At 70.9% G+C, this 25,279-nt stretch carries 24 protein-coding genes; 11 read left to right on the top strand and 13 right to left on the bottom strand.

Going from position 1 to position 25,279, the window contains the following annotated elements:
* Positions 1-116: 116 nt before the first annotated feature.
* Positions 117-527, top strand: coding sequence for a hypothetical protein (locus KIH74_RS04525; protein WP_214154479.1), 411 nt, complete (start codon positions 117-119; stop codon positions 525-527).
* Here the strand turns inward: KIH74_RS04525 and KIH74_RS04520 are convergent.
* Together KIH74_RS04520 and KIH74_RS04515 are read right to left on the bottom strand one after the other, a co-directional pair.
* Positions 517-1,827: an LLM class flavin-dependent oxidoreductase gene (locus KIH74_RS04520; protein WP_214154478.1), complete on the bottom strand. Its 1,311-nt coding sequence runs from the start codon at positions 1,825-1,827 to the stop codon at positions 517-519. The two genes, KIH74_RS04525 and KIH74_RS04520, sit on opposite strands and share 11 nt — an antisense overlap.
* Positions 1,824-2,765, bottom strand: a complete 942-nt coding sequence (locus KIH74_RS04515) for an LLM class flavin-dependent oxidoreductase (RefSeq protein WP_214154477.1) — start codon at positions 2,763-2,765, stop codon at positions 1,824-1,826. Before KIH74_RS04515 ends, KIH74_RS04520 begins: the two co-directional genes overlap by 4 nt.
* On the opposite strand from KIH74_RS04515, the gene KIH74_RS04510 reads away from it, so the two are divergent.
* Positions 2,764-3,441 carry a nitroreductase family protein gene (locus tag KIH74_RS04510; protein WP_214154476.1) on the top strand — a complete coding sequence of 226 codons (678 nt, stop codon included), beginning with the start codon at positions 2,764-2,766 and terminating at the stop codon, positions 3,439-3,441. The two genes, KIH74_RS04515 and KIH74_RS04510, sit on opposite strands and share 2 nt — an antisense overlap.
* Before the next feature lie 17 nt (positions 3,442-3,458).
* Here KIH74_RS04510 and KIH74_RS04505 read toward each other — a convergent pair whose 3' ends face one another.
* Positions 3,459-3,977 (bottom strand): nitroreductase family protein, encoded by a 519-nt coding sequence (locus KIH74_RS04505; protein WP_214154475.1) that lies wholly within the window; start codon positions 3,975-3,977, stop codon positions 3,459-3,461.
* A gap of 103 nt (positions 3,978-4,080) precedes the next feature.
* The gene (locus tag KIH74_RS04500; RefSeq protein WP_214154474.1) at positions 4,081-5,565 is read right to left on the bottom strand and encodes a PLP-dependent cysteine synthase family protein; all 1,485 of its coding nucleotides are present in this window, start codon (positions 5,563-5,565) and stop codon (positions 4,081-4,083) included.
* Positions 5,566-6,042: 477 nt separating this feature from the next.
* Between KIH74_RS04500 and KIH74_RS04495 the strand changes: the two genes are divergently transcribed.
* Both KIH74_RS04495 and KIH74_RS04490 read left to right on the top strand, forming a co-directional pair.
* A complete protein-coding gene (locus KIH74_RS04495) occupies positions 6,043-6,735 on the top strand; it encodes a GNAT family N-acetyltransferase (RefSeq protein WP_214155004.1) in 693 nt (230 codons plus the stop codon).
* Positions 6,736-6,788: 53 nt separating this feature from the next.
* Positions 6,789-7,310 carry a DUF4395 domain-containing protein gene (locus tag KIH74_RS04490; protein ID WP_214154473.1) on the top strand — a complete coding sequence of 174 codons (522 nt, stop codon included), beginning with the start codon at positions 6,789-6,791 and terminating at the stop codon, positions 7,308-7,310.
* On the opposite strand, the gene KIH74_RS04485 is transcribed toward KIH74_RS04490, so the two are convergent.
* Positions 7,298-8,323, bottom strand: coding sequence for a LacI family DNA-binding transcriptional regulator (locus KIH74_RS04485; protein WP_214154472.1), 1,026 nt, complete (start codon positions 8,321-8,323; stop codon positions 7,298-7,300). The two genes, KIH74_RS04490 and KIH74_RS04485, sit on opposite strands and share 13 nt — an antisense overlap.
* A 146-nt stretch (positions 8,324-8,469) precedes the next feature.
* Between KIH74_RS04485 and KIH74_RS04480 the strand changes: the two genes are divergently transcribed.
* Positions 8,470-9,954, top strand: coding sequence for a Gfo/Idh/MocA family protein (locus tag KIH74_RS04480; RefSeq protein ID WP_372492003.1), 1,485 nt, complete (start codon positions 8,470-8,472; stop codon positions 9,952-9,954).
* Entirely contained in the window at positions 9,951-10,727 is a 777-nt protein-coding gene (locus tag KIH74_RS04475; RefSeq protein ID WP_214154471.1) for an alpha/beta hydrolase, read from the top strand. Before KIH74_RS04480 ends, KIH74_RS04475 begins: the two co-directional genes overlap by 4 nt.
* On the opposite strand, the gene KIH74_RS04470 is transcribed toward KIH74_RS04475, so the two are convergent.
* Both KIH74_RS04470 and KIH74_RS04465 read right to left on the bottom strand, forming a co-directional pair.
* Positions 10,706-11,122: a DoxX family protein gene (locus KIH74_RS04470; RefSeq protein WP_214154470.1), complete on the bottom strand. Its 417-nt coding sequence runs from the start codon at positions 11,120-11,122 to the stop codon at positions 10,706-10,708. The two genes, KIH74_RS04475 and KIH74_RS04470, sit on opposite strands and share 22 nt — an antisense overlap.
* Before the next feature lie 70 nt (positions 11,123-11,192).
* Positions 11,193-12,428, bottom strand: a complete 1,236-nt coding sequence (locus tag KIH74_RS04465) for a patatin-like phospholipase family protein (protein WP_214154469.1) — start codon at positions 12,426-12,428, stop codon at positions 11,193-11,195.
* 406 nt (positions 12,429-12,834) lie between these two features.
* Between KIH74_RS04465 and KIH74_RS04460 the strand changes: the two genes are divergently transcribed.
* Positions 12,835-14,316, top strand: coding sequence for an MFS transporter (locus KIH74_RS04460; RefSeq protein ID WP_214154468.1), 1,482 nt, complete (start codon positions 12,835-12,837; stop codon positions 14,314-14,316).
* On the opposite strand, the gene KIH74_RS04455 is transcribed toward KIH74_RS04460, so the two are convergent.
* The gene (locus KIH74_RS04455; RefSeq protein WP_214154467.1) at positions 14,270-15,172 is read right to left on the bottom strand and encodes a class I SAM-dependent methyltransferase; all 903 of its coding nucleotides are present in this window, start codon (positions 15,170-15,172) and stop codon (positions 14,270-14,272) included. The two genes, KIH74_RS04460 and KIH74_RS04455, sit on opposite strands and share 47 nt — an antisense overlap.
* Before the next feature lie 143 nt (positions 15,173-15,315).
* Between KIH74_RS04455 and KIH74_RS04450 the strand changes: the two genes are divergently transcribed.
* Positions 15,316-15,468, top strand: a complete 153-nt coding sequence (locus KIH74_RS04450) for a hypothetical protein (RefSeq protein WP_214154466.1) — start codon at positions 15,316-15,318, stop codon at positions 15,466-15,468.
* Between the two features lie 62 nt (positions 15,469-15,530).
* Here KIH74_RS04450 and KIH74_RS35825 read toward each other — a convergent pair whose 3' ends face one another.
* The 3 genes from KIH74_RS35825 to KIH74_RS04435 form a co-directional block, all read right to left on the bottom strand.
* A complete protein-coding gene (locus KIH74_RS35825) occupies positions 15,531-16,991 on the bottom strand; it encodes a phosphatase PAP2 family protein (protein ID WP_214154465.1) in 1,461 nt (486 codons plus the stop codon).
* Positions 16,992-17,161: 170 nt separating this feature from the next.
* Positions 17,162-18,289 carry a glycosyl hydrolase gene (locus tag KIH74_RS04440; protein WP_214154464.1) on the bottom strand — a complete coding sequence of 376 codons (1,128 nt, stop codon included), beginning with the start codon at positions 18,287-18,289 and terminating at the stop codon, positions 17,162-17,164.
* 299 nt (positions 18,290-18,588) lie between these two features.
* Entirely contained in the window at positions 18,589-19,377 is a 789-nt protein-coding gene (locus tag KIH74_RS04435; RefSeq protein WP_214154463.1) for a glycosyltransferase family 2 protein, read from the bottom strand.
* Between the two features lie 397 nt (positions 19,378-19,774).
* Here KIH74_RS04435 and KIH74_RS38340 point away from each other — a divergent pair, with 397 nt between their 5' ends.
* Positions 19,775-20,821: a cytochrome P450 gene (locus KIH74_RS38340; protein ID WP_214154462.1), complete on the top strand. Its 1,047-nt coding sequence runs from the start codon at positions 19,775-19,777 to the stop codon at positions 20,819-20,821.
* Between the two features lie 69 nt (positions 20,822-20,890).
* Here KIH74_RS38340 and KIH74_RS04425 read toward each other — a convergent pair whose 3' ends face one another.
* Both KIH74_RS04425 and KIH74_RS04420 read right to left on the bottom strand, forming a co-directional pair.
* Positions 20,891-21,724, bottom strand: a complete 834-nt coding sequence (locus KIH74_RS04425) for an RICIN domain-containing protein (protein ID WP_214154461.1) — start codon at positions 21,722-21,724, stop codon at positions 20,891-20,893.
* A 370-nt stretch (positions 21,725-22,094) separates the two neighbouring features.
* Positions 22,095-22,703 (bottom strand): sigma-70 family RNA polymerase sigma factor, encoded by a 609-nt coding sequence (locus KIH74_RS04420; RefSeq protein ID WP_214154460.1) that lies wholly within the window; start codon positions 22,701-22,703, stop codon positions 22,095-22,097.
* A gap of 207 nt (positions 22,704-22,910) precedes the next feature.
* Here KIH74_RS04420 and KIH74_RS04415 point away from each other — a divergent pair, with 207 nt between their 5' ends.
* A complete protein-coding gene (locus KIH74_RS04415) occupies positions 22,911-24,128 on the top strand; it encodes an Hsp70 family protein (protein ID WP_214154459.1) in 1,218 nt (405 codons plus the stop codon).
* Positions 24,129-24,606: 478 nt separating this feature from the next.
* Entirely contained in the window at positions 24,607-25,260 is a 654-nt protein-coding gene (locus KIH74_RS04410; protein ID WP_214154458.1) for a hypothetical protein, read from the top strand.
* The last annotated feature ends 19 nt before the right edge of the window (positions 25,261-25,279 follow it).

Below are 25,279 nucleotides of genomic sequence, written 5' to 3'. Positions count from 1 at the left end.
AGGTGGTGTGAAAAATCGGGGCAGGTTCCCGTGGAGGCGTCGGGACGGCCGGGTACTCGGTGCCGACACCCCTCCCCGCCGGGCACCACGCGTCCCCGGTTGGGCAGACTCTGGGCATGAGCACCCCCGACAAGAAGATCGTGCAGGCGCCCCGCCGCACCGCCGTCCTCTACGCGGTGATCGGCGTGGTCGGCGTGGCCGGCAGCATCGGCATGTTCGCCGAGGGCAGCGTGTGGATCGCGATCTGCGCCGCCGTGGTCACCCTGTTCTGGCTCACCGTGGCGGTGCGGGCCTGGGGCAACGGCGTGTACACCGACGGATACCAGCTGATCAACCGTAACGACCTGGGACGCCGGCGGATCGCCTGGGTGCACGTCGACCGCTTCGAGTACCGCGGCATCAAGGGCCTGGGACTGTGGACGAAGGAGAACGAGTGGGTGCTGCTCCAGTACCTGCCGCCCCGGGACGACGTGGTGCCCCCGGCCCTGGCGGCGCTGAACGCCGAGCTGGAGCGCGTCACGGTCTGACCGGCGTCACCGCCCCCGCCCGGAGATTCTCCCGCAGGGTGGTCCCGGCGTACTCCGCCGGGTACACCCCGCGTTCCTGCAACGCCGGCACGAGCCGGTCCACCACGTCGTCGAAACCCTCGGGGACGCCGTTGGCCAGCAGGTTGAGCCCGTCCACGGCCCCCGAGCGCACGTAGTGGGCCAGCCGGTCGGCGACCGCCGCCGGCGTCCCGACGAAGCCCTGGGACTGGTTCAGGTGAGCCACCAGCTGCCGGATCGACCAGCCCCGGGCGCTGGCCAGCTCCCGCCAGCGGCGGGCGGTGGCCAGCGGCTGGTCCCGGCTGTTGACCACCCCGTGGGTGACGGTCTGCTCCGGCACCACCGGATCCCCGGCCGGCAGCGGGCCGTCCACGTCGTACCCGGAAAGATCCTGGGACCAGACGCTTTCCAGCACCGCCCGGACCCGCCGGTCGGTCCAGGTGCGCCGGTCGAACCAGGCGGCGCGCTCCTGGGCGTCCTGCGCGGTGTCGCCCAGCACGATGCGGGCGCCGGGGAAGATCTTCACGTCGTCACGGCTGCGGCCCAGCGCCGTCAGCCGCCCGGCCAGGTCGCCGGCGAACGCCAGGGCCGCGTCGAACTCCAGGTAGCGGGAGAACACCGCCTCGGCGTGCCGGGCGGCGAAGTCGCGGCCCTCGTCCGACTCCCCGGCCTGGAACAGCACCGGCCGCCCCTGCGGTCCGCGTGCGCCCAGAGCCGGTGCGGCCACGTCGTAGAAGTCGCCGGAGAACTCCACCGCCTCGCCGTCCCACAACCGCCGGGTGACGTGCAGGTACTCCAGGGCCTGACGGTAGCGGTCGGCGTGTCCCAGATACCCTCCGCGGCGGAAGTTCTCACCGGTCCAGGCATTGTGGGTGGTGACCAGGTTCCAGCCCGCCCGGCCCTGGCTGAACACGTCGACGGTCGCGATCCGCCGGGCCAGGTCCACCGGGTCGCTGTAGGTGGTGTTGAAGGTGGCCACCAGCCCGATCCGCCGGGTGGTGGCGGCCAGGTGCGCGAACAGCACCAGCTGGTCGGGCCTTCCGGTGACGGCCGTGTCGGTGATCCGCCCCAGGTGCTCGCGCAGGCGCTGGCTGTCGCCCAGGAACACGGCAGTGAACAGGCCCCGCTCGGCGGCCTGCGCCAGCCGGGTAAACCCGTCGAACTCGTAGTATCTCTCGGGCCGGTCCACCTCGTCCCACAGGTAGACCGGGCCGAACGGGAAGAACGCGTTGAGGTGCAGACGGGCGTGCGGACGCGGGTAGTCGCTCACGTCACTGCTCATGCCGGCCTCCCGGACGTCGCGTAACGGCTCACCGGGCGGGGCAGCCCGAGCAGTTCGCGGAAGGTGCCGCCGGGTTCCGGCGAACGCAGGACGCCGTCGGCGGCCAGCGCCGGCACCACCCACTGGCCGAGCTCGTGCAGCGCCGCGCCCGGGTCGGCCGCCCGCACCAGCACGCCGTCGACGTGCCCGGTCAGCCGCCGCAGCGAGGTGAGAAGCCCCGGGCTGGGCGCGATCTCGGCGAACACCCGGCTCGCTCCCCCGGCCCGGGCCCGGGCCGCCTCGCCCGCGCCGCCGACGAGAACCACGTCGCAGTCCCCGATCTGGTCGCGGTAGCGGGAGATCACCACCACCTGACCCTGCACCGGCCGCGGCATCAGGGCCGGGCCACGGATGCTGAAGAACTCGTTGTCCACGTCCACGTAGTGGATCCGGTCGGCGTCCAGGAACCGGCCGGAGGCGGAGTCGGCGATCAGCGCGCCGTCTTCCCAGGAGTCCCACAGCCGCCGCGCCGCACCCACCACGGCCACCGCCTCCCGCCGCGCCGTGGCCGGGTCGGGCACCGGCGCCGACCGGGCCCGGGCCCGGGCCGTCCCGGCATCGGCCGAGACCAGCCAGCCGGCCCGGCCGTTCGTGCCCCGGTCCAGACCGGAGAACTGGTTGGACAGGTGGAACGGCTCGGCATGGGTGGCCGGCGCGTGCGCCACCAGGGCGATCGAGCGGGTGCCCGCACCGGCGAAGGCCGCCGACTCCACCGGGTCCAGGCCGTCGGGGACGTCGTCGAGCACGACGAACCCCAGGCCGATCAGCTCGGCGGTGCGCACCCACCCGGCCAGTCCGGTGGGATCGGTTGCGGCGAAACCGATCCCGAGCACCAGGGAATGATCGGTCTTCTCACGGGTCTCCCCTCCGGCGTCGCGGTGCCCTATGGTTCCTGACATGACCACTGACGAATTCGCTTCCGGCACAGTCGATCCCCGCGATCTGTCGATTCTCGAAGCGTTGCACTCCACGCCGTCACGGCGCTATCTTTCCGACCGGCCGATCCCGGACGACGTGCTCTGGCAGATTCTCGACGCCGCCACCCGCGGCCCTTCCGGCGGCAACCGTCAGGGCTGGGGCTGGGTGGTGGTCACCGACGACGATCTCAAGCAGCGCATCACCCGGCACTACCGTCAGGGCTGGGAACAGGCCTACGGCTCACGCCGCGAAGAGGTGCTCAGCGCACCGGTTTCCGACGCCGGCATGAGCCCCGCCACCTACCGGGCCGCCGAGCACCTGGCCCAGCACCTGCACGAGGCGCCGGTCTGGGTGATCCCGGTGCTGCGCAACGCCGCCGGCTCGGGCAACCCGCGCCTGGGTGCCTCGGTGTACGGCGCGGTGCAGCAGCTCCAGCTGGCGGCCCGGGCCTTCGGCATCGGCAGCACCCTGACCACGTTCCATGTCATCGGGGAAGACGAGATCCGTTCCCTGCTGGGACTTCCCGACGACGCGCTGACCATGGCCCTGATCCCGCTCGGCTACCCGGCGCGGGGCCGCTGGGTCCAGCCGCGCCGCCGCCCGGTGCAGGAGGTGGTGCACTGGAACCAGTGGCAGCAGACGCGGGAGCGCCCCTGAACCGCGCACCCGGGGGCCTACCATCGGCCGTGGTGCACGATCTCGGCGAGCGGACGGCGATCGGGTGCGAGGACCGGCCGCAGCGGCCGGTCCGCCGGGTAGCCCAGCGCGATCAGCCAGGACACGACGAACCCCTCGGGGACGCCGAGAACCCGCCGGGCCCGGTCCTGGTCGCCGACCGAGGCATGGCCGCTGCCGATCCCGAGATCGGCGGCGACCAGGGCGATGGCGTAGGAGAGCTGCCCCAGGTCGTACTGGTCGATCAGCCGGCTGCGCTCGTCGGGCGGCTCGGGGGCGACCAGGGCGACGGTGGCCGCGGAGGCGGCGATGTGCCCGGCGCCGCGCCACACGGTGGCCAGGTCGGCGAGCTGCTGCCTCTCGGTGACCACCACCAGGTCCCAGTGCTGGCGGTTGGACGCCGACGGCGTGCGCCGGGCCCCCTCCAGGATGCGCTCCAGGTGCTCCGGCGCGATCGCCCGGTCGCTGTAGCTGCGCACGTTGCGGCGGGAGGTCAGTGCCTCCCAGGTTTCAGCCATGGCACTCCTCAGGCAGCGAGATGCGGGCGAGAGGACGCCCGTACGAGCTGAAGTAGTCTGTCCGGCAAGCGATCACGACACTAACTCATACTCTATTGATTTACTAGACTTTGGTGCGGGAGGGACGATGTGCGGACGCCGCCGCGGCCGGACGGGCGGGGGCGGAAGCGGTGGCCCGAACGCCGGGACGGGAACCGGGCTGGGCGGCAGGCTGGGCAACGACCTGCGAAGTGGCCCGGGTGAGCGTGTCACGGGTGAGGGCCCCGGTCACCCGGCCGTCGGTCAGCACGAGCGCGACGTCGTCCCTGGTCGAGGAACACAGGGCCCAAGCCTGCACGGCGGGGTCGGTGACGGCCAGCCCGGCGCCCAGAGCCACCCCCACCGGCCCGGCCGCGGCGACGGACCACGCCGGGTCGCGCAGGCGCCGGGCCGTCGTCCACCCGATGATGTCGGACGGGTGCGGAGCGAGGGTGCGGGCGGGGCGGCGGTGGGCGAGGAGCAGTACGTCGTCCACCGAGTTGACGTTGGGCAACTCCGCACGGGAGAAGCCCTCCTCGACCGCGGTGACCGGCCCGGCCACCTCGCCCACGGTGGGTGTGCCCGGTTCCGGATCGGTGAAACCGTTGACGGCGAGCCACCTGTCGTTGAAGTAGGTGGACAGGTAGGAGCGCCCGGAGTCAGGCAGCAGCACCACGACGGTGTGGTTCTCGTCGAGCCGCCCGGCTACCTGCAAGGCCGCCGCCAGCGCCACCCCGGACGAACCGCCGGCCAGGATGCCCTCGGTACGGGCCAGCTGCCGCACCGTGTCGATGGCCAGGCGGTCACCGATGCCGACGTACTCGTCGATCACGCCGCCGTCCAGGGCTCGGGGCCACAGGTCGTGCACGGTGTCGGGGTGCACGAAATGACCTGCACCTTCAATGTATTTGAGGCTGCCGTCACCGCCGGAGTAGGACGAGGTGATCGGGTCGGCGCCGATCACCCGCACCCGGCCCGCGCCGGCGGTCTTGAGGTAGCGGCCGGCGCCGGAGATGGTGCCGCCGGTGCCCACGCAGGCGACCAGGTGGGTCACGGTGCCGTCGGTGTCGTCCCAGATCTCCGGACCGGTGGTGGCGGCGTGCGAGGCCGGGTTGGCGGGGTTGTCGTACTGCCCCGCGAGCCAGGCCCCAGGGGTCTGCTCGGCGTAACGCTGGGCGTGCGAGCGCAGGCTGTCCGGATGGTCGCGGGGCACGAAGGCGTCGACCAGGCGCAGTTCGGCGCCGTAGGCGGTGATCTGTGCCTGCTTCTCGGCGGAGATCCTGGAGCCGGCGAAAATGACCGCCCGGTAGCCCAGGTGCGCCGCGATCAGGGCCAGGCCGATACCGGTGTTGCCGCTGGTGGCCTCGACCACGGTGCCGCCCGGGCGCAGCGACCCGTCCGCCTCGGCCTGGCGCAGCATCCACAGCGCGGCGCGGTCTTTCACGCCGCCGCCGGGGTTCTGCCACTCGGCCTTGACATAGATGCGGGGTCGCAGCCCGGCGACCGCCCGGGTGAGGCGGATGAGCGGGGTGCCGCCGACGCTGTCCAGCACGGACTCGAACCTGGCCATGGATGAACTCCTCGACGGTACGCGGACGGCCGGGCCGGGATCGGGCCGGGCGGCTGCGCGGCGTGGTCCGTCAACCGGCGCCCCGGACCGCCACCCATCTGTGAAAGCGTGAGCGAATCAGGGGAATTCGCCTCGTACGACAAGGAACATAACCCGCGCCCGTACCCGATTCAAGACTTTTGACCAAGTCGACAGAGAAAGTAGAGTTTGAGGTCGCGGCCGTCTTTCCGGCGCCCTGCCGGACGACGCGGCCCGCCACGACCCACACCCACACGGACGCACAGAACGGAGCTCGTCACGCGACCCACGACGGCCACCACGGCGATCCCACCGACCAGCCACGGCATCCCGGCCACTCCCCCGGTCGACCCACCCGCCGGGCCCTCGGCCACACGCCCGTCGTCCCTTCCCGGGCCCCCACCGGCCACCCCCACATCTCGCCCCACCGCACCGCCCGCAGCACCCACCGCGCACCCCCTGGACAACGCCGCCTGGCACGCCCTCACCGGCCCGCACCGGCATCTGGCCGAGATCCACGGCCGGGCAAGGCGTTACCGCGCTGACTTCGCGGTGTACAGCGCCCTGCCCGACAAGAACGACCCACAGGCCTGGCGCGACCTGGCCGCCCTGGCCGGCCCCGGCAGTGAGGTGGTCCTGACCGGGGTCGCGTTCGGGACGCCGCCCGGCTGGCCGGTGAACCGGATCGCCCAGGCCGTGCAGATGGTCGCCGAAACCCGGACAGGCGCCGACGATCCCGAGGCCGTCCGGCTCGGGCCGGACGACGTGGACGAGATCACCGCCCTGATCGGGCGGGCGCGGCCCGGCCCGTGGCGGCCCCGGACGATCGAGCTGGGGCGGTATCTCGGCATCCGGCGACAGGGCCGGCTGGTGGCCCTGGCCGGCGAGCGAGTGCGCCTGCCGGGCTGGACCGAGCTGAGCGCGGTCTGCACCGACGAGCCCTTCCGCGGCCAGGGGCTGGCGGCGCGGCTGGTGGGCGCGGTGGTGCACGGCATCCAGGCCCGGGGTGACCGGGCGCTGCTGCACACCGGTGCCACGAACGCCACGGCCATCCGGCTGTACGAGCGCCTGGGGTTCGTACAGCGCCGGGAGACCGTGTTCGCCCGGCTGGTCGTACCCCCGTCCCTTCCGTCACGGCCCGACGCTGACTAGGATTCTCTTCTGCATCAGTAGACAAAGCGCGACGCAGCCGAGGAGTGGGCACCGTGCCGGTACCGACGCCGTTCCCCCGCGACCTGATCGGCTTCCCCAACCCGGTCAACGAGGTCGCCGCCCGCACCGTGGCCGGCGGCGTGATGCTGCTGTCGGCGGCCACGCTGGTGCTGAGCCTCAGCGCCGGGGAGGGCTGGCTGTGGCTGTCCGTGCCGCTGGCCTACGGATTCTGGGCCCGGGTGGCCACCGGCCCGGTGCTCAGCCCGCTGGGGCAGCTCGCCACCCGGGTGATCGCACCACGCCTGGGCCAGCCGCGCCTGGTGCCCGGGCCGCCCAAACGCTTCGCCCAGGCGATCGGGGCCGTGGTGACCACGGCCGTCGTCGTACTCACCCTGATCGGCCAGGCCGCTCCGGCGCAGGCACTGCTGGCGATCATGGTGCTGTTCGCCGGCCTGGAGTCGGTTTTCGCGTTCTGCGTCGGCTGCCGCGTCTTCGCCGGGCTGATGCGCGTGGGCCTGATCCCGGCGGAGACCTGCGAGGCCTGCAACAACATCGCGCTGCGTCACCCGGTCTGAGCCCGCCGGGGGCCGGTGGACTCACGCCAGATCACGGTGGTGAGCGGCCGGTCGGGCTCGGCCGCGGTGGTGCCGGTCAGCACCGCGAGCAGGTGGGACACGGCGCGGCGGCCGACGTACTCGTGATCGACGGCGACGCTGGTGAGGCTGGGCAACATGGCCCCGCCCACCGGTGTGTCGTCCCAGCCGGTGACGCTGAGGTCATCGGGCACCCGCCAGCCGCGTTCCACCGCACCCCGCACGGCGCTCGCGGCCATCACGTCGTTCGCCGCGATCACCGCGGTGACCGGGGTCGAGCCGGGCAGGTCGAGCACGGCCCGCCGGGCGGGCGGGCCCTGCCAGGCGCACTCGATCACGCCGTGGTTGTTCAGGCCCAGGCGCTCCAGGGTCTGCCCGAACACCTCGCGCCGGCTGACCGCGGAGGTGTGGGCGTAGTCGCCGGCCAGGTGCAGGAAGTCGCGGTGTCCTTGCGCGGCAAGGGTTTCGATCAGGGTGACGGTGGCGGAGGCGTCGGCCAGGGTGCCGATGCTGTGCATCTGCTCGTCGTAGGTGGGCACCACGGCCAGCGGCGTGCGCACGGCCCGGGCGGTCAGGCCGGGCAGCGGCGTCAGCGAGACCACGCCCTCGAACAGCCCGGAGTCGGCCAGCTCGAGCACCCGCTCGGCCCGCCGCTCCACCACCCCGCCCAGGGTGACGACCTCCACCACGTACCCGGCCTCGGCCGCGGCGGTGGTGGCACCGGCCAGGATCTCCAGGGAACTGATCGCGGTGCCGGAGGGCAGCAGCAGCGCCAGGCGGCCGGTCTTGCGGCCGCGCATGGCCCGGGCCGCCAGGCTGGGCCGGTAGTCGAGCTGGGCGATGGCCTCGGCGATGCGGCGGCCGGCCCCGGCGTTGACCGTCTCGTCACCGCGCAGGTGGCGGGACACGGTCTGGTGGGAGACACCGGCCAGCCGGGCCACCTCGCGGATGGTCGGGCGGCGCGCCGGGACGGGGTCGATCACCGGTTCGGTCACCGCGCCAGTCTGGCATGACCGGTCATCGCATCCAGACTGTGCGGCGTCACTCTGCCTGCCCGCGAGGGAGAATCGACCCGTTGACCCCGAAGTGAACGGTCACTAGATTGACGGCGGCAGTGCATCGACGCTCATGTCTGGAGAACATCGTGACCTCCGCCAGTCCGGTCGACCAGAACCCCACCGCCCCGCTGCCGCCCTCCAGCAGCCGCACCACCGCATCGGCGGGCGTGATCCCCGACTTCGCGCCGGTCCCGGCCGGGCGCCCGCGCCGTCGCTACGCCGTGGTGGGCACCGGGCACCGGGCCGGCATGTACGTGGGCGCCCTGCTCGGCGAGCACGCCGACGTCGGCGAGATCGTGGCCTGGTGCGACACCAATCCCGGGCGCATCGACTACTACGACGCGCAGGCCGGGGGCGGCCTGCCGGGTTACTCCCCCGGCCGGCTGGAGGAGATGGTGCGCGAGCGCGGCGTCGACGTCGTCATCGTCACCACTCCCGACCTGCACCACGCCGAGATGGTCGACCGGGCACTGCGCGCGGGCGCCGACGCGGTGGTGGAGAAGCCGCTGACCACCGACGCCGAGGGCTGCCGGCGGATCGCCGCGGCGGTCGCCGAGACCGGCCGCAACGTGGTGATGACGTTCAACTACCGTTACGCACCGAGGAATTCGAGCCTGCGCGAGGTGATCGCCTCCGGTGCGATCGGCGAGGTGACCGGTGTGCACTTCGAGTGGGCGCTCGACACCGTGCACGGCGCCGACTACTTCCGTCGCTGGCACCGCGACAAGGCCAACTCCGGCGGCCTGCTGGTGCACAAGTCCAGCCACCACTTCGACCTGGTCAACTGGTGGCTGGGTGACGTGCCGGCCCGGGTGTACGCGACCGGCGCGCTGAGGTTCTACGGCGACCGGGCCGCTGCCGCACGGGGTCTGGGCGAGCGTCCCGAGCGCGGCACCGGGGTCACCGGCGACCCGTTCTCGCTCGACCTGAACGCCGATCCGCGCCTGCGGGCGCTGTATCTCGACGCCGAGCACCACGACGGCTACCGGCGCGACCAGGACCCGTTCGCGCCCGGGGTGACGATCGAGGACAACATGTCGCTGCTGGTGGAGTACGCCGGTGGGGCCACGCTGACCTACTCGCTGAACGCCCACGCCCCCTGGGAGGGCTACCGGGTCACGGTCAACGGCACCCGGGGCCGCGCCGAGCTCGACGTGGTCGAGCGCGGGCACATCGACCTGGGTGAGAACGGCGAGGTGGTGCTCGATCCCTCGGCCACGCCGGACGGCGCCGGCACCGACGACCTGCGGCCCCAGCGCGACCGGCTGATCGTGCAGCGGCACTGGGAACGCGCCGAGGAGTACCCCATTCCCGACGGTATCGGCGGGCACGGCGGCGGTGACGCGATCCTGCTGAAAGACGTCTTCCGCCGCGACCTGCGGATCGGCGGTGACCCGCTCGGCCGGGCCGCGGGCCATCTCGACGGCGTGCGTGCGGTGGCGGTCGGCATCGCGGCCAACCGGTCCCTGATCACCCGGATGCCGGTGGCGGTGGGCGATCTGGATCTCGGCGTCTCGCTTGAGGACGACGAGAACCCCACCACCCACCACGTCCCGGCCGCCCCGTGACGCCGGCGACGCCGGGCGTCCCCGAACCAGAACGAGAACCGGAACCGGACCTCGACCTGACCCACGTGCCCACCCCGCGTCCCGGGCCCCGCCCGGCCGTGCTGGTTCTGCCCGGAGGAGCGTACGGGCACCACGGCCCGCACGAGGGCGAGCCGGTGGCCCGATGGCTGGCCGGGCTGGGTCTGCACGCGTTCGTGCTGCGCTACCGGGTGAGCCCGCACCGGCATCCCGCGCCGCTCGACGACGCCGTCCGGGCCCTGGCCCGGATCCGTTCCCGGGCGGGCGATCTCGGCGTCGACGCCGGGCGGGTCGGGGTGCTGGGGTTCAGCGCCGGCGGGCACCTGGCCGCCTCGCTCGCCAACACCGCCGCCCCGCCCGACCTGAGCGTGCTGGCCTACCCGGTGATCTCGTTCACCGACGAGCCGCACGAGGGCTCGGTGCACCATCTGCTGGGCGAACCGGTGACGACGCGGCAGCGCCTGGAACACTCGGCGGAGCTACACGTTTCGGCCACCACCCCACCGGCGTTCGTCTGGCACACGGCCGACGACCCGGCGGTGCCGGTGGGGCATTCCCTGCGCTACGTGGCCGCGCTGGCGGCCGCCGGGGTTCCCGCGGAACTGCACGTGTTCCCCAGCGGCCGGCACGGTCTGGGCCTGTCCGGCGAGGCGCCGTACGTGGCCCACTGGACCCGGCTGTGCGAGCGCTGGCTGGCCACATTCGGCTGGACCGAGATGGATCAGGCGATGGGTCAGGAGCCGGCTCGCTCCTGACCCTGGCCGGCCCGCTTCTGCGTGGCCTTCCAGGCCCAGGCCACCAGCAGCGGCTGGAACAGCAGCCGCACCCCGCGTTTGGTGTCGCTGTCCAGACCGAAGGCGTCGCGGTGCTCGGTGAACTGGGCGATGTTGCCGGGGAACACGGCCACGAAGAAGGCCGCGGCCACCAGCCCCACCCTGCTGCGCAGCGGCTGCCGCCAGGCCGTCAGCAGGGCGGCGCCGAGGCCGATCTCGACCGCGCCGGAAGCCAGGACCACGGCGTCCGGGTCGGCCGGGAACCACGGTGGCACCTGGGCCTGGAACTCCTCCCGGGCCACGGTGAGGTGGGAGACGCCGGCATAGACCAGGGCACCTCCCAGGGCGAGCTGAGCGAGGGTCTTGCCTCTGACCATGATTCCTCCAGATCACGTTCATGCGAGTAGAACGTTCTGTCTACCCTACTCCGGGTCGTCGCGCCCGCCCTCACCAGAACCCACCGAGCCGCGTGGCCAGCGCCCGGCCCTGCTCGTACCCGGCCCGCGCGGCGGGCGGGCGCAGCGCCGGATTCATCGCCCGGACGCCGAACAGGTGCTCGTGCTCGTCGCCGGGAAAGACGGTCTCGACGCGGCTGCCCCCGGCCCTCAGCTCCTCGACCTGCGCGGCCAGCTGCATCCCCCACTCCAGCGGGTAGCGGGTGCGGCCCCCGAACGGCGACAGCACCAGCACCCGCGCGGATCCGGCCGCCAGATCGGCGTTCTCGTTGCGCCGGTAGCCGCCGTCGAGGTAGCGGCGCTCGCCCACCGCATACGCCGGAACCCCGATCCCGCTGGACGTGCTGGCCGCCACCGCGTCCACCAGGTCCACCCCGCCGTGACGATCGAACACGACCGGCTCCCCGGTGCGCGCGTCGATCGCCGTGACGAGCACCCGCTGCGCCGGCCAGTCCTGGCCGGGCAGCCGGGAGGCGACGATGTCACGCCAGCGGGCCGAGAAGGAGGGGCGCGACGCCGCGTCCGGGTCGGGCTCCGGTGCCGAGCCGGTTGAAGGTGCCGAGCCGGGTGAAGGTGCCGAGCCGGTTGACGGCGCCAGACCGGGTGACGGCGCCAGACCGGGTGACGGTGCCGGGCCGGGTGCCTCAGCAGCGCCGCGCACCGGATCCGTGCCGGGTGCCGGGACCGGCGCCACGTGCCCGGCGCCGAGCGACGCCTCCGCCTCCAGTGCCGCAGCACCCAGGCGCCGGCGCATGTCGCCGGGGCTGTCGGCGGCGGCGATGATCGCGGCCGTCCGCGCCAGGTGGTCGGTGACCGGAGCCGACGGGTCCCGTCGTCCACCCGAACCCGGCCCCTCGGAACCCAGCCCCTCGGAACCCAGCCCCTCGGAACCCGGCCCCTCGGAACCCGGCCGCGCCGCGTCGATGTGACCTGAACCCGAATCGCCCGAACCCGGGCGGCCCGGCCGGGCCGACGGTGCGGCGTCCATGATCTGGGCCAGCAACCGCAGCGGCGGGACCCCGGCGGAGATCTGGGCCGCCGCCGTCGCCCCGGCCGATGTACCGATGATCAGGTCGGCGGTGGTCACGTCCAGGCCGGCCTCGTGCAGCCCGGCGATCACACCGATGAGCCAGGCGTTGCCGGTGGAACCACCGCCGCCGAGCACCAGGGCCCGGCCCGTGGGGCCGGCCGGCTGCTGAGGGACGGCGGAAGAAGAATGCGTGTACATGGGAGTCGCCTTTCCGGGGATGTCCGGACGGGGCGCTCCCGGCGGCGACTAACCCAGTCGCGCGATCGTGGACGGCGAGGGAGCACCCGGTACGGATACGGGGTTGCACAATGCGTTCACGGGTCTCACCTCCCATCGGGCTGATCACGATCGTCGCGAAGGTAGCACGCGCACACCCGGCTGTCAGCGCTGTCAACGCTGTCAGGGCATCCGGACGGGCTGCCAGCCGCTGACAGCGGCGCGTGCGCGGCCTGACAGCCCCGGCGCCCAAGCTCGGTACCGAGCGCACCACGCCTCAAGACTCATCAGCAACTGCCGATCCCCCGAACGCACCTCTCTTCCGCCGAGCACGGCTCGCAGGGGAACCGCGTCAACGGGAGCGGCAACCGAGAAGAAGGGGGTCGTCATGACTTCCGCTCCGCCCGACGTCACCCGTCAGGACCAGTCGTCCCACACCTACACCTCGCTGGTCGCCGCCTGGATCCCGATGGCGGCCCTGTGCCTGGCGTTCTTCGTCGAGATGGTCGACAACACCCTGCTGTCCATCGCCCTGCCGACCATCGGCCGGGACCTGGGCAGCGGCACCACCGCCCTGCAATGGGTCACCGGCGCCTACTCCCTGACCTTCGGTGGTCTGCTGCTCACCGCCGGGTCGATGGCCGACCGGCTCGGCCGCCGCCGCGTGCTCCTGGTCGGGCTCACCGTGTTCGGCCTGCTCAGCCTCGCCGTCGTGGCCGTCACCGAGACCAGCCAGCTGATCGCCCTGCGGGCCTGCCTCGGCGTGGCCGCCGCGGCCATGGCCCCGATCACCAACTCGCTGGTGTTCCGGCTGTTCGACGACCAGAAGCTGCGCATGCGCGCCATGACCATCATGATCATCGTCGGGATGTCCGGGTTCGTGCTCGGCCCGCTGCTCGGCGGCACCGCCCTGGCCCACTTCGAGTGGCAGTGGCTGCTGATCGTCAACGCGCCGATCGCCCTCATCGCCGTCATCGGGGTGCGCCTCGGGGTTCCCGCCGACCGGCGCGACGGGCTGACCGACGACAAGCTCGACCTGCTCGGCGCCGTGCTCAGCGTCGCCACCATCGGCCTGGCCTGCTACTCCCTCACCGCCGGCGTCGAGTACGGCTGGCTGTCCGCCGTCACCGTCGCCTCGGTGCTCGGCGCGGTGGCCGCCGGCGTCGCGTTCGTCCGGCACGAGAACCGCAGCGCCGCGCCGATGCTCGACCTGAAGCTGTTCTCCAACGGCACCGTGCGCGGCGCCACCATCGCCCAGACCGGCACCTCGATCGCGATGGCCAGCGTGATGTTCGGCCTGATCCTGCACTTCCAGTACGCCTACGGCTGGAGCCCGGTGCGGGCCGGCCTGGCCAACCTGCCGATCATCGTGACGATGCTGGCCGCCACCCCGCTGTCCGAGGCCCTCGCCCAGCGCTTCGGCCACCGCATCGCCTGCCTGATCGGCGCGGGCTTCCTGGCCGGCTCACTGGCCGGCCTGGCCTGGGGCGTCGACCACGGCTACCTGCCGATCGCGGTGTCGATGGTCGCGATGACCATCGGCCTGCGCACCGTCATGACGATCTGTGCCATCGCCCTGGTCGAGGCCATGCCCAGCAACCGCACCTCGATCGGCGCCGCCCTCAACGACACCGCGCAGGAGGTCGGCTCCAGCATCGGCACCGCCATGGTCGGCACCCTGATCGCCGCGCTGGTCACCACCCAGCTGCCGGCCGGCGTGTGGAGCTCGGACCTGGTGGCGTCGTTCTTCCACGGTGAGCGCATCACCTACGCCGTGATGGCGGTCGTGGTCGGGGTGATCGCGGCCGGCGGGGCGCTCGCCCTCACCGACTCGCACTCGACCGAGGAGCACCCTGAAAGTGCCAGTTGATCACCAGCGGGACGTCCCACGCGGCGTCCCGGGCCTCGGGTAGCAGATCCATCAGCGACCACGGCCAGTCCCGCCAGGGCCCGACACCGTCGGGCCCTGGCGCCGTTCCGGTGGGCAGCCCGGGTTCCTCACAGGCACGCACCTCCAGGCCCTGGGCCAGCGCGGCCCGCAGGAAGTCGCCCGGCGGATGCCGGTAGGTGGGCACCAGCCCCGGCTCCCCCGCCGGGCCGGGGGCGGCGATCACCGAGCCCCGGAACACCAGTTCGTGGTGCACGTCCGAGATCACGAGGTGACCGCCGGGCGTCAGCACCCGGGCGAACTCGGCCATCACCGGTTCCAGCGACGCCACGTGCGACAGGGCCAGCGCGCAGACCACCAGGTCGACGGACATGTCGGCGACCGGCAGGCGCCGTAGGTCGCCGAGCGCGAACCGCGCCGACGGCACCCGGGAACGGGCCACCCGCAGCATGTCGGCGCTGCCGTCGACACCGATCACCCGGTGCCCACGCCGCGTCAGCGTTTCAGCGAAACGGCCGGTGCCGCAGGCGGCGTCGAGAGCCACCCCGGCGGGCAGCCGGTCGACGACGCCGTGCACGAAGGGCTCGTCGAGGGTGAACAGGCGGTTGGGCCCGTCGTAGTCCCCGGCCCACCGCCGGTATCCGGCGCCCAGGGTGGCCCGGGCCACCGGAACCCCGGGATGAGAGGTCAGCCCGGGGTCGTCGAGCAGCTGCCGCACCTCGGCCAGCCGCTCGCGGGTGAAGTTCTCCCCGTAGTCACCGGCCCAGCCGCGCAGCAGGGCCAGCCCTTCCAGGCCCAGGAGGTAGGCCAGGGGGTGCTGGAAGATCGGCTCGTCCATCCGGACAACGTAGGCACCCGAGTACGTTCACGGCCAGAGCTTTCCGGGACGACGGAGAACCGGTGGGACGCCCGGGCGCCGGATGCGGAGGGCCGGCCGTTCAGCGACTCCGGTCCACGCGGTCCCCGAAGTCACCGACCGCGATGGCGAAGGCGGCAGGCGACCTCCTGCGCGACGAAGTGCCCGACGTGCGTGATGGTGAGCGCGGTGCCGTCGCCGGCGACCTGGTGACGCCGGTGCGGCCGGTCAGCCGGCTGAGCGGTGACTTCGGCTTCACCCTGAAACGGGCCGGCTGAGAGATGCGGTCCGGTCACCCCGTAGCGGGTGACCGGACCGTCGCGGTGTTTCGGTGTCGCGATCAGCGGCGGCCGATCACCTTCGCCGTCCCGCCGGTCGAAACCACCCGCACCTTGCCGTCTCTGCCCAGCTTCACCGTGGCGCTGGTGGCCGCGGCCAGGTTCAGCCGCTCCCACGAGCCGGACGTGCCGGCGGTGTCCAGCGGGTAGCCCGAGGCGATCTCGGTCTGGGCCAGCACGCTGACGCGCTGAGCCTTGGTCAGCGTGGGAAACGCGGTCAGCAGCAGGTTCTCGGCGCCGGCGGGCACGGAGGCCGCCTGGTGCTTCGTGCCGGTCCGGGCGAAGCCGTAGGTCATCCGCTCCCGGTACACGCTCACCGCGCTCTTGCGGTCGGTGACGACCTGCGCGCTGCCGCCGGGCATCTTCTTGCCGCCGTACGGGTTCGAGGTGTAGGCCTTCTGGCTGCCGATGACCTGGATGAGCGACCTGCCGGTGGCCTTCTTGAAGTAGCTCAGCAGCTCCTTACGGGCGGGCTCGAGAACCTCGGTGCGGTAGGCCTCGTCGGACCAGCGGGCGGCCAGGGCGGCCTCGCCGTCCATGCGTCCACCCATGATGTCGAGGGGGTAGTGCACACCCAGCACGATGCGGTTGTTGCCGGCCTCGGAGGCCCGGGCCAGGATCTCCGGCGCGAGCTCGGGCAGCAGCGTGGCCAGGGTGATGCCGGCCTCGTAGGCCGTGGTGGTGTGACCGCTGGGGAACGAGCCGCCGGTGCAGATACCGGAGGTGCCGTAGCCGGCGTCGAGCGTCACGTCGCTGGAGGAGAACTGGTGGGTGGTGTCGGTGACCGGCGCGACCCGGGTGATCTTCAGGTTGCCCTTCGCGTCGGCGTACGACTGGCCCACCCGGATGGCCTGCTGCGACGAGCCGTTCACCGTCGAGGGCGCGCACTCGGCGGCGTCACCACTGACCGCGGACGCCGTGGCGTCGCTGGGCAGGTAGGGGCGCGGGTGGCTGAAGGCGGCCTTGGCGGTGCTCGTGCTGACGTAGGCGCCGGCGGTGCCGTTCGAGCTGTTGATGACAGCGCTGGTCAGCGGCAGGGCGCCGGAGGTACGGCCCTTGACGTAGAGCGGGCCGAGCACGGAGCCGAGGGCGGTGGAGACCGTGATCGACTGGTCGTAGGCCGTGCCGTCGGTGGTCTGGTACTCGGAGTCCTGCAGCGCCTTGAACCGCTGTGCGGTGGTGGCGTTCTGGTTGATCCAGACGGTCAGGGCGTCGTCGCGCCCCAGCACTGCCGCGTTCTTCACGGTGCCGTGCAGGTCGTTGACGCCGCTGGAGACCCAGTAGCTGTTGTACCCGTACAGCAGCGACACCAGGTCGGGCGCGGCGCTGTCGCTGGGGTAGGTCGTGGTCGCGGCACTGGCCGCGCTGGGGACCGCCAGCGCCAGCGACGCCGCGGCGAGGACGGAGACGCCCACGCGGCGTGCACGGGGCAGGCTGCGAAGGCCTGGGGTCTTGATAGTCACCTGAGGAAACTAAATCAGCGGCACTGGACAGCTCGTGAACGGGCGTCAAGGCTTGGGTGAACACCCGGCGATCCGGGAACTTTCCTGTGAGAACGCTTTTCGGTACGGCGCTCCCCTGATGTGAAGGCGTGTGCTGCCTCCTCCGGCTCAGAGTCCCTGCTGTCGTTGCCTCACCCCGGGTTCGCCGACGGCACGGCGGCGTCACCGAACAGTCTCGTGAACTCCTGCGCGGCATCCGGAAAATGCCGGTCCAGGTTGTGGAGACCCTGATCGCTGTCCGTGTCGAAGAAGTTGGCATAGCCGACGTTGTTCGGGGCGTAGGTGATGAATTCATACATCTTCTGGATGTAGTACGGATCATCCTTGCCGCCACCGTCGTCGTCGCCGAAACGGTCCCAGGTGGCCCACTCCGGCAGCGACATCTTCTTCTGGTGAGACCTGGCGAACTGGGCCCAGAACTGCAAGCCTCTGGGACCGCCGTAGACGTTTTCGTCCCAGGTTCGTTTCTGCCGCTCCAGCCGGCAGGATTGATCACAGACCTGGGGGTAGGGGTAGAAGGTGAAGCTGACGTCGTAGGCGTCGACCCCGACATAGTCGACGTACTGGTCACCGGGCCAGTACTCCACGCCGTCCCGTTCGTTGTAGCCGTTGTTCGGGTTCCAGTCGAACTCGAATTCCTGGCCCGGCACCTGGCGCATCGCCGTGACGATCTGACGGAAGTACTGACGGTAGGACTCGGCGTCCCCGCCTCCCCACGCCCAGGAGTCCAGCTGGAACTCCCACCCCATCCGGATGACGGCGTCAGCCTGGTCGAGCGCCACGAGATTCTTGCCGAGCCTGACGAAATGGTCGTTGAACCTGCCGGTCCCGCCCGCCTTCATGGCTGTGTCCTTCCGCGCGCTCAGGCTGTCCGGCAACATGGGCAGCGAGAAGACCGCCCGTTTGCCGTGAGCCTTGAACCTGCCCAGATCCGGGACATGCGACTGAGGTCGCTCGATGTCCTTCCAGTTCGAGCGGTCGGCGAAGACGGTCACGAAGGAGACTTCCCGGCCCAGCCACTTCTCGTACCGTAGGGCGCCCTTCAGAGTGTTGGCGCTGAAGACGCCCAGACGACCGTCCAGCGCCGTGAAGGAGGAAACTTCATCGGGGCTCGCGGCCGGGCGGGCCTCGGCACGAGAACTGTTTCCCCGGTGTGCGACCAGGCCCGCAACCAGGCCGGTGATCAGCAGGAGTGCCACCGCCAGCCCGATCCGGGGGAAAGAGGAACCGCGCGCAGCGGTCGGGACCGGGCCGGTCATCGGAGAATCACCTTCTTGTGTTGCTGCGGTCGGTCGGCGTCCACTCCTCCTGAGGAGCGTCCTGGCCTGATCCGGTCCTCGCAGCTCGGGCGGGAGCACAGCGGAGACGATGGAATGCGTGAGCGCTGGGCACGGTCGGGATGCGGCTGGGACGGCCGCTTCTCGGTCGCGCCGCGCACTGGGTGCCTACTCTGCCGGAAGCGGTCCCTCAAGAATCGCAGCGCGGTGACCGGAATGCCAGGCAAGGGCCCAGACCCAGGCCCCGGGAGATGGATTCTCCTTCAGCAGACGTGTCACCTTCACCGCCGCAGCAGAAATCGATGCCGCCCGACTTGACTGGTCGCCCCCGAACGAGGCCGCATCCCGTGGCTCACCTGCCCCGTACCGCCGCTCCAGTCCAGCGGCGGCCCGGCCGTAGGAGCGCCCTGCCGCCACATCGCGATCACGCCCGAGCGCAGGCGCACGTGCACGATGGCGCGGGGAGCAAAGACCAGGCGGTGCCCGGCCAGCTGAACCCTCCAGCACAAATCCGTGTCTTCAAGGGTTCTCAACGACTGATCGAACCCGCCCACCGCCAGGAAGACGCTACGGCGGATGCCCATGTTCCCGGCGCCGGCGTGCGGGAGCCCCGGGCCGAAGGGGGACGTCTGTAGCTGCGAATCCTGCTGGAGGGTGCGGGACCGGCGCGCATTGAGTTTGCTGGGCTCGAAGCGACCTGCCACGAAATCATTTTCCTGAAGAGCCTCAGCCAGCGCGGCGAGCCAGGTCGGAGTCACCTCGTCATCGGCGTCACAGAAAGCCAGATACTCGTATTTCGCTGTTTCCGCAGCCGCGTTGCGGGCACAGCCTGCTCCGAGGCGCCCGGACGAGTCGATCACCCGCAGACCGGGCAACCGGTCGCGAAACTCGTCCACCACCTTCAGCAGAGCATCCGTGGAGCCGTTGTCGCTGACGATCACCTCCCAGCATCCTTCATAGGTCTGCCCTGCCAGCGCCTCGAGCTGTAGTCCCAGCGTAGAAGCCGAGTTTCGGCAGGCAATGACAACACTGACGGACAGCGGAGGGTGTTGTGGCCGATCTTGATCCATGCTGGAACTGATCCTTCGCCGAAGCCGATTCCTTGCGGGCTGTGGATCCGGTGAATTCTATCGGTGCAGCGGTCTCAGACAATGCGAGCACCGAAAGCCTGTTCGGCAATGCATGAACCAGGTACTTCGGGGCAGTCATGAATCGCGGCGCGCCGGAGGGGATCCTTGCCTCAGGCAACACATTCGTCATCTTCGCTACTTATCATCCTTTTTGTCGGAATCTTTCGATCACCCGAGGAGACAGCGATGGCCATCATCAACTCCGTGAAGCGCCGGATCGCCCGCCGTACGAGCCTGAAGAACAAGGTCTGGTACGCCTGGATCTGATGCGTCACCGTGGCCCCGGCGGGATCCTCCGCCGGGGCCACACCCCAGTCCGACCACGAACAGGAGCGATGTGACGCTCACACACCCCCACCCGCAGCGGGTCACCGTTCTCGCTCCCCGGCTCGAGCAGCTCCTGCAAAATCATCTGGGTCAGGACTTGTTTCGCCTGGAGGCCGACACGATTGGAGTCGGCGGACCGGACCTGGCGGACGCCCTGCTGGCCAGCCGGCCGGCCCGCGCGGACGAGCGCCCCACCTTCAAACCCATTTTCGGTCGCCGGATCACCAAACACGAGTCTGCGGCCGGCATGCGGGCACTGGGCCAGGACGTACGCGCCGCTCTCCGTGATGCACCGGCGGCCGATCTCAGCGGTCGCTGGCCGCAGACCGGGCACCGGTACCTGCGTGACCTCGTGTTCGGAGAGGACCCGTTTCTGCTGCGCATGCTGACGGGCCGGGGCATGCATCTGCTCCCCCACATGACCTGGACGTCGTTCGGGGCGGCCGTTGCCGCACTGCCCGAACCTGCCGTGCAGCGGGAGATCTCGCATTTGGCGGTCATGGCCACCGGCAAGGCCGGATACCGCGAGCGGCGGCATGCCATGGTTCTGTACCGGCGGCTGGCAGCGCCCGTCTGCCTTCTCATCTCCACCATGATCACGAGTGCCCTGTGGCTGGGGGCGCCGTTCGACGATGATGTGCCCGACGAGCACATCCTGCACGAGACGTTACGCCTGCTGCCGCCGTCGTGGAACCTGTTGCGCAGGGCCTCTCCTGAGTACCCGGCCATCGACGGGAGGATCGGGCCGGGTGACGATCTGCTGTTCCTGAATTTCCTGAGTCAGCGCGATCCGGCGTTGTGGGACGAGCCCGAGGTGTTCCGGCCGGAGCGCTGGAACAGCCTCGATCCCGAGTCCCATCCCGGCTACCTTCCTTTCGGGCATGTCGGGGAACGCTGCTGGGGGCGTCACCTGGTCATGCCGCTGGCCTTGATGGTGCTGTCCCGGTTGCGGGAGGGTGGGTACACCGTGGATGCCGGGCAACGGCGGGCGAGGGTTCCGCTGGACGGCCTGATGGGTGTGTCCCGGGTGATGGTGGTGCGTGCCCGGCCGCAGTGAGCGGCGCGGGCACTGGTCACGATCTTCCCGAAAGATCAGCCGGAAGCCCGGGTTCGTGATGAGCCCGGCTCAGGCGAACGTCCACACCTGTGTCGACGACGACGAGCAGTCATCCACGATCAGGGGCTGATCCGGCTCGACGGATTTTCCGTCTGCGTCCGAGACATCCAGGCAAAGGCCGCTCTTCACGTTGATCAGCTTGAATCCTGAGCCGCTCTTCTGGGCCCGGAACATGAGGTTGTCGCCGTCACCGGAGACGCAGGGGAACACCAGGAGGTTCGATCCGGCCGGCACCACGCCTGCCCCGGTGACGTCCATGCACAGGTTGCTCAGGGTCTGGCGCAGCAGGAAACTCTGGCCCGAGCCCACTTTCTCGTAGACCTGGTTGTCACTGTCACCGCCGCTGCAGGGGTACTGGGTAGCGGCGTCGCCGGAGTTGACCGCACCGTATCCGGGCAGGTCCACGCAGTAGCCGGTGCCGGAGTTCTTGATCAGGAAGGTGGCGGGGAAGCTCACCGCTGTCGTGCCGGCCTGGGTGGTGGTCGTGGCCTTGCTTCCCGCACTCAACTTTCCGGTCGTCTTGCCGGCGGCCGGGGCGTGCGTGACGGTCGTGGTGGTCGTGCGTGTACGTCCCCCCGAGTTGGGGGTGGCGCTGTGATGCGCCTGGGTGCTGCGGGGGGTGGACGTCTTCGCCGGGGTCCCGGTCGGGGCCGAGATCACCGGGCCGGCACCGGTTCCGGAGATGGACGGCACCGCCAGCGTCGTCACGTCGGTGTCGCCGGGCCGGGTCGCCGCGCTGAGGGCGAACAGTCCCAGTGCCAGACCGGTGGCGACGAACAGGGATCCGACCGCGACGAGCAGCCGAGGACGGCCCGTCGGGGGCGCGGGCAGGGAAAAGCGCACCGAACTACACCTCACTGGAGGCCTCAGGCCTCGATCGTTGTCCATCGCGCCTCCTGGGCGGATGTTCCGCCCCGCGATCGACGATAGTGTCGCAGACAAAAAGTGCTGTGCTGCCATACTTCTCCGGCCGCCAGCTACCACGGCCCCGGTCGTTGGCCCGTCAGGCTCTGCTGACCTGGGTTCATTGCCCATCCATCGCGAATCCAAATTCTTGAACGAATCCAGATCATAGCCGTCGTCCCACATCGCGAGTCCCGCTCGACGCCGGCGCACGAGATCATCGCAGGACCGGCGTTTTCGCCGCTCCCGCGAGACCTTTCCCGCGCCCGGAGCGCAGATTCCAGCTGAACATGCTGTACGACAGAAGTTTTCACCGTAGGCCGGCGGGTGTCGCGGCCACGGCCCGGGCCGCCCGGAGCGCATAGTAGGTGCGTGAGCGCACCGTCCCCTCGGGAATGCCCAGGTGCGCGGCCGTCTCGGCCACGCTCGCGTCGTAGTAGTGCTGCCAGACCAGGACGGCGCGCTGGGCCGGGGTGAGCACGTCCAGCAACTGCCTGGCCACCTGGCGGTCGTCCAGGTGCTCGAAGACTTCGTCGGCCGTTGACGGCAGGTGGCTGATGTCCTCGCCGAAAACCTCCTCGGGGCGACACGCCCGGGCCCGGTTGTCGTCGATCACCAGGTTGCGCGCCACGGTGAACAGCCACCGCCGCCGGGACTCGGATCCGTCCGGGAGCATGTCGATCTTTCGCCAGACCCGCAGCAGCACCTCCTGGTAGAGGTCCTCGGCGGCGTCCGGTCGGCCGTGGCTCAGCCGGAGCAGATATCGCCGCAGAGCCGGGCCCGTCTCCTCGACGACGGCCCGCATCCGCTCCTGCCGCTCTTCTCCGGTCACGGGATGACGGGGGCGGAGGGCGCCGGGCACACACGCCTCCGGCTCGCGGTACCACGTCCCGGGGCCGCCGGGCTGCACGTGCTTCATCGTCGCCTCCTCTGATCACTGACAGGTGTCACCGCGACTGCTTCGGGTGACGTTCCGGCGGGGGCGGGTGAGGCCTCCTTGCGCATCACGGATACCGGGACAGTCCGGTTCAGCCGGAGGAGGAAGAAATTTGGCGGCCGGATGAACGGGGCCGCCGTCTTCCTCGTCGTCCGATGTGGTGGGGTAGGTACTGAGACCGGAGGATCGTTGAGCTACGCATTGGGCGTGGACCTGGGCACGACGTTCACGCGGGCGGCGGTGTGCCGTCCGGGCGAGCGCCCGAGCATGGTGACGATCAGCGAGCACCAGGTGCTGATGCCCTCCGTCGTCCGGGTCCGGGAGGACGGGACGCTGACGGTCGGCGACCTGCTGCGGCAGTCGGACGAAGACGCTCCGGACCGGATCAGCCGCGACTTCAAACGCCGGATGGGCGACCCGACCCCGCTGATCCTCGGCGGCCAGCCGCACTCGGCGGTCGCCCTGATGGCCTCCACGCTGAGCAACGTGGTGCAGCAGGTGACGTTGCTCGAGGGCGAGCCGCCCGGGCGGATCGTCCTGACCTGCCCGGCGGTCTGGGGCGCCTACCGTCGTGAGCAGTTCGACGACGTCCCCCAGCAGGCCGGGTTGTCCCCCGAGCTGGTCAGCATCTTCACCGAGCCGGTCGCCGCGGCCCGCCACTACGCGCTCGTGCGGCCGATGACGCACGAGACGCTGCTGGCGGTCTATGACCTGGGCGGTGGCACCTTCGACACAGCGGTCATCCGGGCCGACGAGCACCGGATGGAGCTGGTCGGGGTGCCTGAGGGCGTCGAGTGGGTGGGGGGTATCGACTTCGACAAGGCCCTTCTGGAGCACGTGGACCGCGCGACCGACGGCGCCGTGTCCGCGCTGTCCCCCGAGGACGCCCTTCAGGGGCGCGCGCTGCGCCAGCTCCGGGACGAATGCATCTGGGCCAAGGAGGCGGTGTCCCGCACCGACAAGGTCACGATCCCGGTCATCGTTCCCGGCCGGCACCAGGAGGTGAGCCTGAGCCGTGAGGAGTTCGAGTCGATGATCCGGCCCGCCATCGAATCGACCATTGCCGCCGTGCACCGGGCGCTCGCCTCCGCCGGGCACACCGCAGCCGACCTGTCGGGCATCCTGCTGGTCGGCGGGTCCTCACGGATTCCCCTGGTTCGCGAGCTGCTGGAGCGGGAGCTGGGCTGCCCGGTCCTCACCGGCTCGCATCCTCAGCACTCGGTCGCGCTCGGCGCGGCGGTGATCGCGGCGGAACGGCTGGGCGAGATCGCGACGACGTCCCCCGCCGTTCCCGGCCCGCGCACTCGCGCCCTGACCACGGGCGCGGCACTGGGGCTCTTCGCGGCCGTCGTGTCGGTGACGGTGCTGGTCGGGCTGCTCGTCTCCTGGCTGATCGCGCAATTGTGAATCTTCGAAGAGCGTTCGGGTGCAGGAGGTTACGACCGGCGACGCGATCCTGCCGGGACTGATGAGCGCCCGTTCACGAAGGATTCGCACGGCGGATCGGGACCGGAAGGGGGCACGCCGCAAGAGCTCCCGCTCCGCGCGGGCTCGATGAAGGCGCCCGGCGACGGGGTGGCCAGACCGGCTGCCCACTGCCGTCCCAGGAATCGGGCAGCGGATCCGTGTCGATCGAAAAAGACCATCGGTCAATCGGTCCGGAGGAAGGCGTCATCTTTGACCCGTGGTATCGGTGGGTCAATTCTGCGTGAACTCCTGCTCAATCATCGCTGGTAGGTGGCATGCCGTCGTCAAAAACTGAATACTGCTAGGTATTCCCATCAGGGAAGCCGTACTCATACTGGTCCCCCGAACGCGGCCTCACAGGCCCGGTGGCGACCGGCGGCACCACCCTCGATCATCTGAGGCCGGAAGGCGATATCGAATGAGCACCAGCACCCCCCGACAGTTCCCGAACCTCCGCGCCGAACTTCGCCGCACCCGCCGGCTGCCCGGGACCCCGGAGATCACCACGACCATCGTCATCTGGACGGACGGGCACCGCTTCCGCATCCAGGACGGTGACGGGCGCCGCCCGGCTGAGCTGGTGGGCGATGTCACCGCTGTTCAGGGATTCGGCCTCATGCCGCGCACGATCGAGGAATTCATGGACGCCGCGGCTGCCGCGGCCCGGCCGCACGAGGTCCCGACCGAGATCTACGGGGACCTGCACACCGACGTCGCCGAGGTGCACGAGCCCGGGATGGCACCGTGGGTCCTGCCCGCCACCGACCTGCTCCCGGCGGTGGAGCAGCTCTTCGTCCCTCTGGAGACCGGCTCCTGGCGACCGGCCGGAACCGGCAGCGTCCTGGGCAGGGAAACCCAGGTGATGGAATCCGAGATGACCGGCGAGGAGGACGGGTTCACCTACGAGACCCGGTTCCGGTGGGACGTCGCCGGACCGTTCGTCCTGGCACGGAACGTGAATGACGCCCAGAGTCCGGGGATGCGGGTGTCCGTGGAGGTCGTGGAGATGATCGAGGGCGAGGTCGAGGAGACCGAGCTCCTCGCCCCCGACGTCGTGGATCGCGCCTCCTGAACGCTTTTCGGTAGCCCGG

The organism is Kineosporia corallincola (assembly GCF_018499875.1).
Classification (GTDB): Bacteria; Actinomycetota; Actinomycetes; order Actinomycetales; family Kineosporiaceae; genus Kineosporia; species Kineosporia corallincola.
The sequence above is the reverse complement of the archived record's forward strand: the minus strand, read 5'-3'. Positions and strand labels throughout refer to the sequence as shown.

Coding starts and splice junctions, on each gene's coding strand:
- KIH74_RS04460 (WP_214154468.1), top strand. CDS start 12,835: ATGACTTCCGCTCCGCCCGACGTCACCCGTCAGGACCAGTCGTCCCAC.
- KIH74_RS04505 (WP_214154475.1), bottom strand. CDS start 3,977: ATGGCTGAAACCTGGGAGGCACTGACCTCCCGCCGCAACGTGCGCAGC.
- KIH74_RS04420 (WP_214154460.1), bottom strand. CDS start 22,703: ATGAAGCACGTGCAGCCCGGCGGCCCCGGGACGTGGTACCGCGAGCCG.
- KIH74_RS04435 (WP_214154463.1), bottom strand. CDS start 19,377: ATGGATCAAGATCGGCCACAACACCCTCCGCTGTCCGTCAGTGTTGTC.
- KIH74_RS04455 (WP_214154467.1), bottom strand. CDS start 15,172: ATGGACGAGCCGATCTTCCAGCACCCCCTGGCCTACCTCCTGGGCCTG.
- KIH74_RS04515 (WP_214154477.1), bottom strand. CDS start 2,765: ATGTCAGGAACCATAGGGCACCGCGACGCCGGAGGGGAGACCCGTGAG.
- KIH74_RS04500 (WP_214154474.1), bottom strand. CDS start 5,565: ATGGCCAGGTTCGAGTCCGTGCTGGACAGCGTCGGCGGCACCCCGCTC.
- KIH74_RS04510 (WP_214154476.1), top strand. CDS start 2,764: ATGACCACTGACGAATTCGCTTCCGGCACAGTCGATCCCCGCGATCTG.
- KIH74_RS04440 (WP_214154464.1), bottom strand. CDS start 18,289: ATGACCGGCCCGGTCCCGACCGCTGCGCGCGGTTCCTCTTTCCCCCGG.
- KIH74_RS04520 (WP_214154478.1), bottom strand. CDS start 1,827: ATGAGCAGTGACGTGAGCGACTACCCGCGTCCGCACGCCCGTCTGCAC.
- KIH74_RS04465 (WP_214154469.1), bottom strand. CDS start 12,428: ATGTACACGCATTCTTCTTCCGCCGTCCCTCAGCAGCCGGCCGGCCCC.
- KIH74_RS04450 (WP_214154466.1), top strand. CDS start 15,316: ATGGCGAAGGCGGCAGGCGACCTCCTGCGCGACGAAGTGCCCGACGTG.
- KIH74_RS04525 (WP_214154479.1), top strand. CDS start 117: ATGAGCACCCCCGACAAGAAGATCGTGCAGGCGCCCCGCCGCACCGCC.
- KIH74_RS04410 (WP_214154458.1), top strand. CDS start 24,607: ATGAGCACCAGCACCCCCCGACAGTTCCCGAACCTCCGCGCCGAACTT.
- KIH74_RS04470 (WP_214154470.1), bottom strand. CDS start 11,122: ATGGTCAGAGGCAAGACCCTCGCTCAGCTCGCCCTGGGAGGTGCCCTG.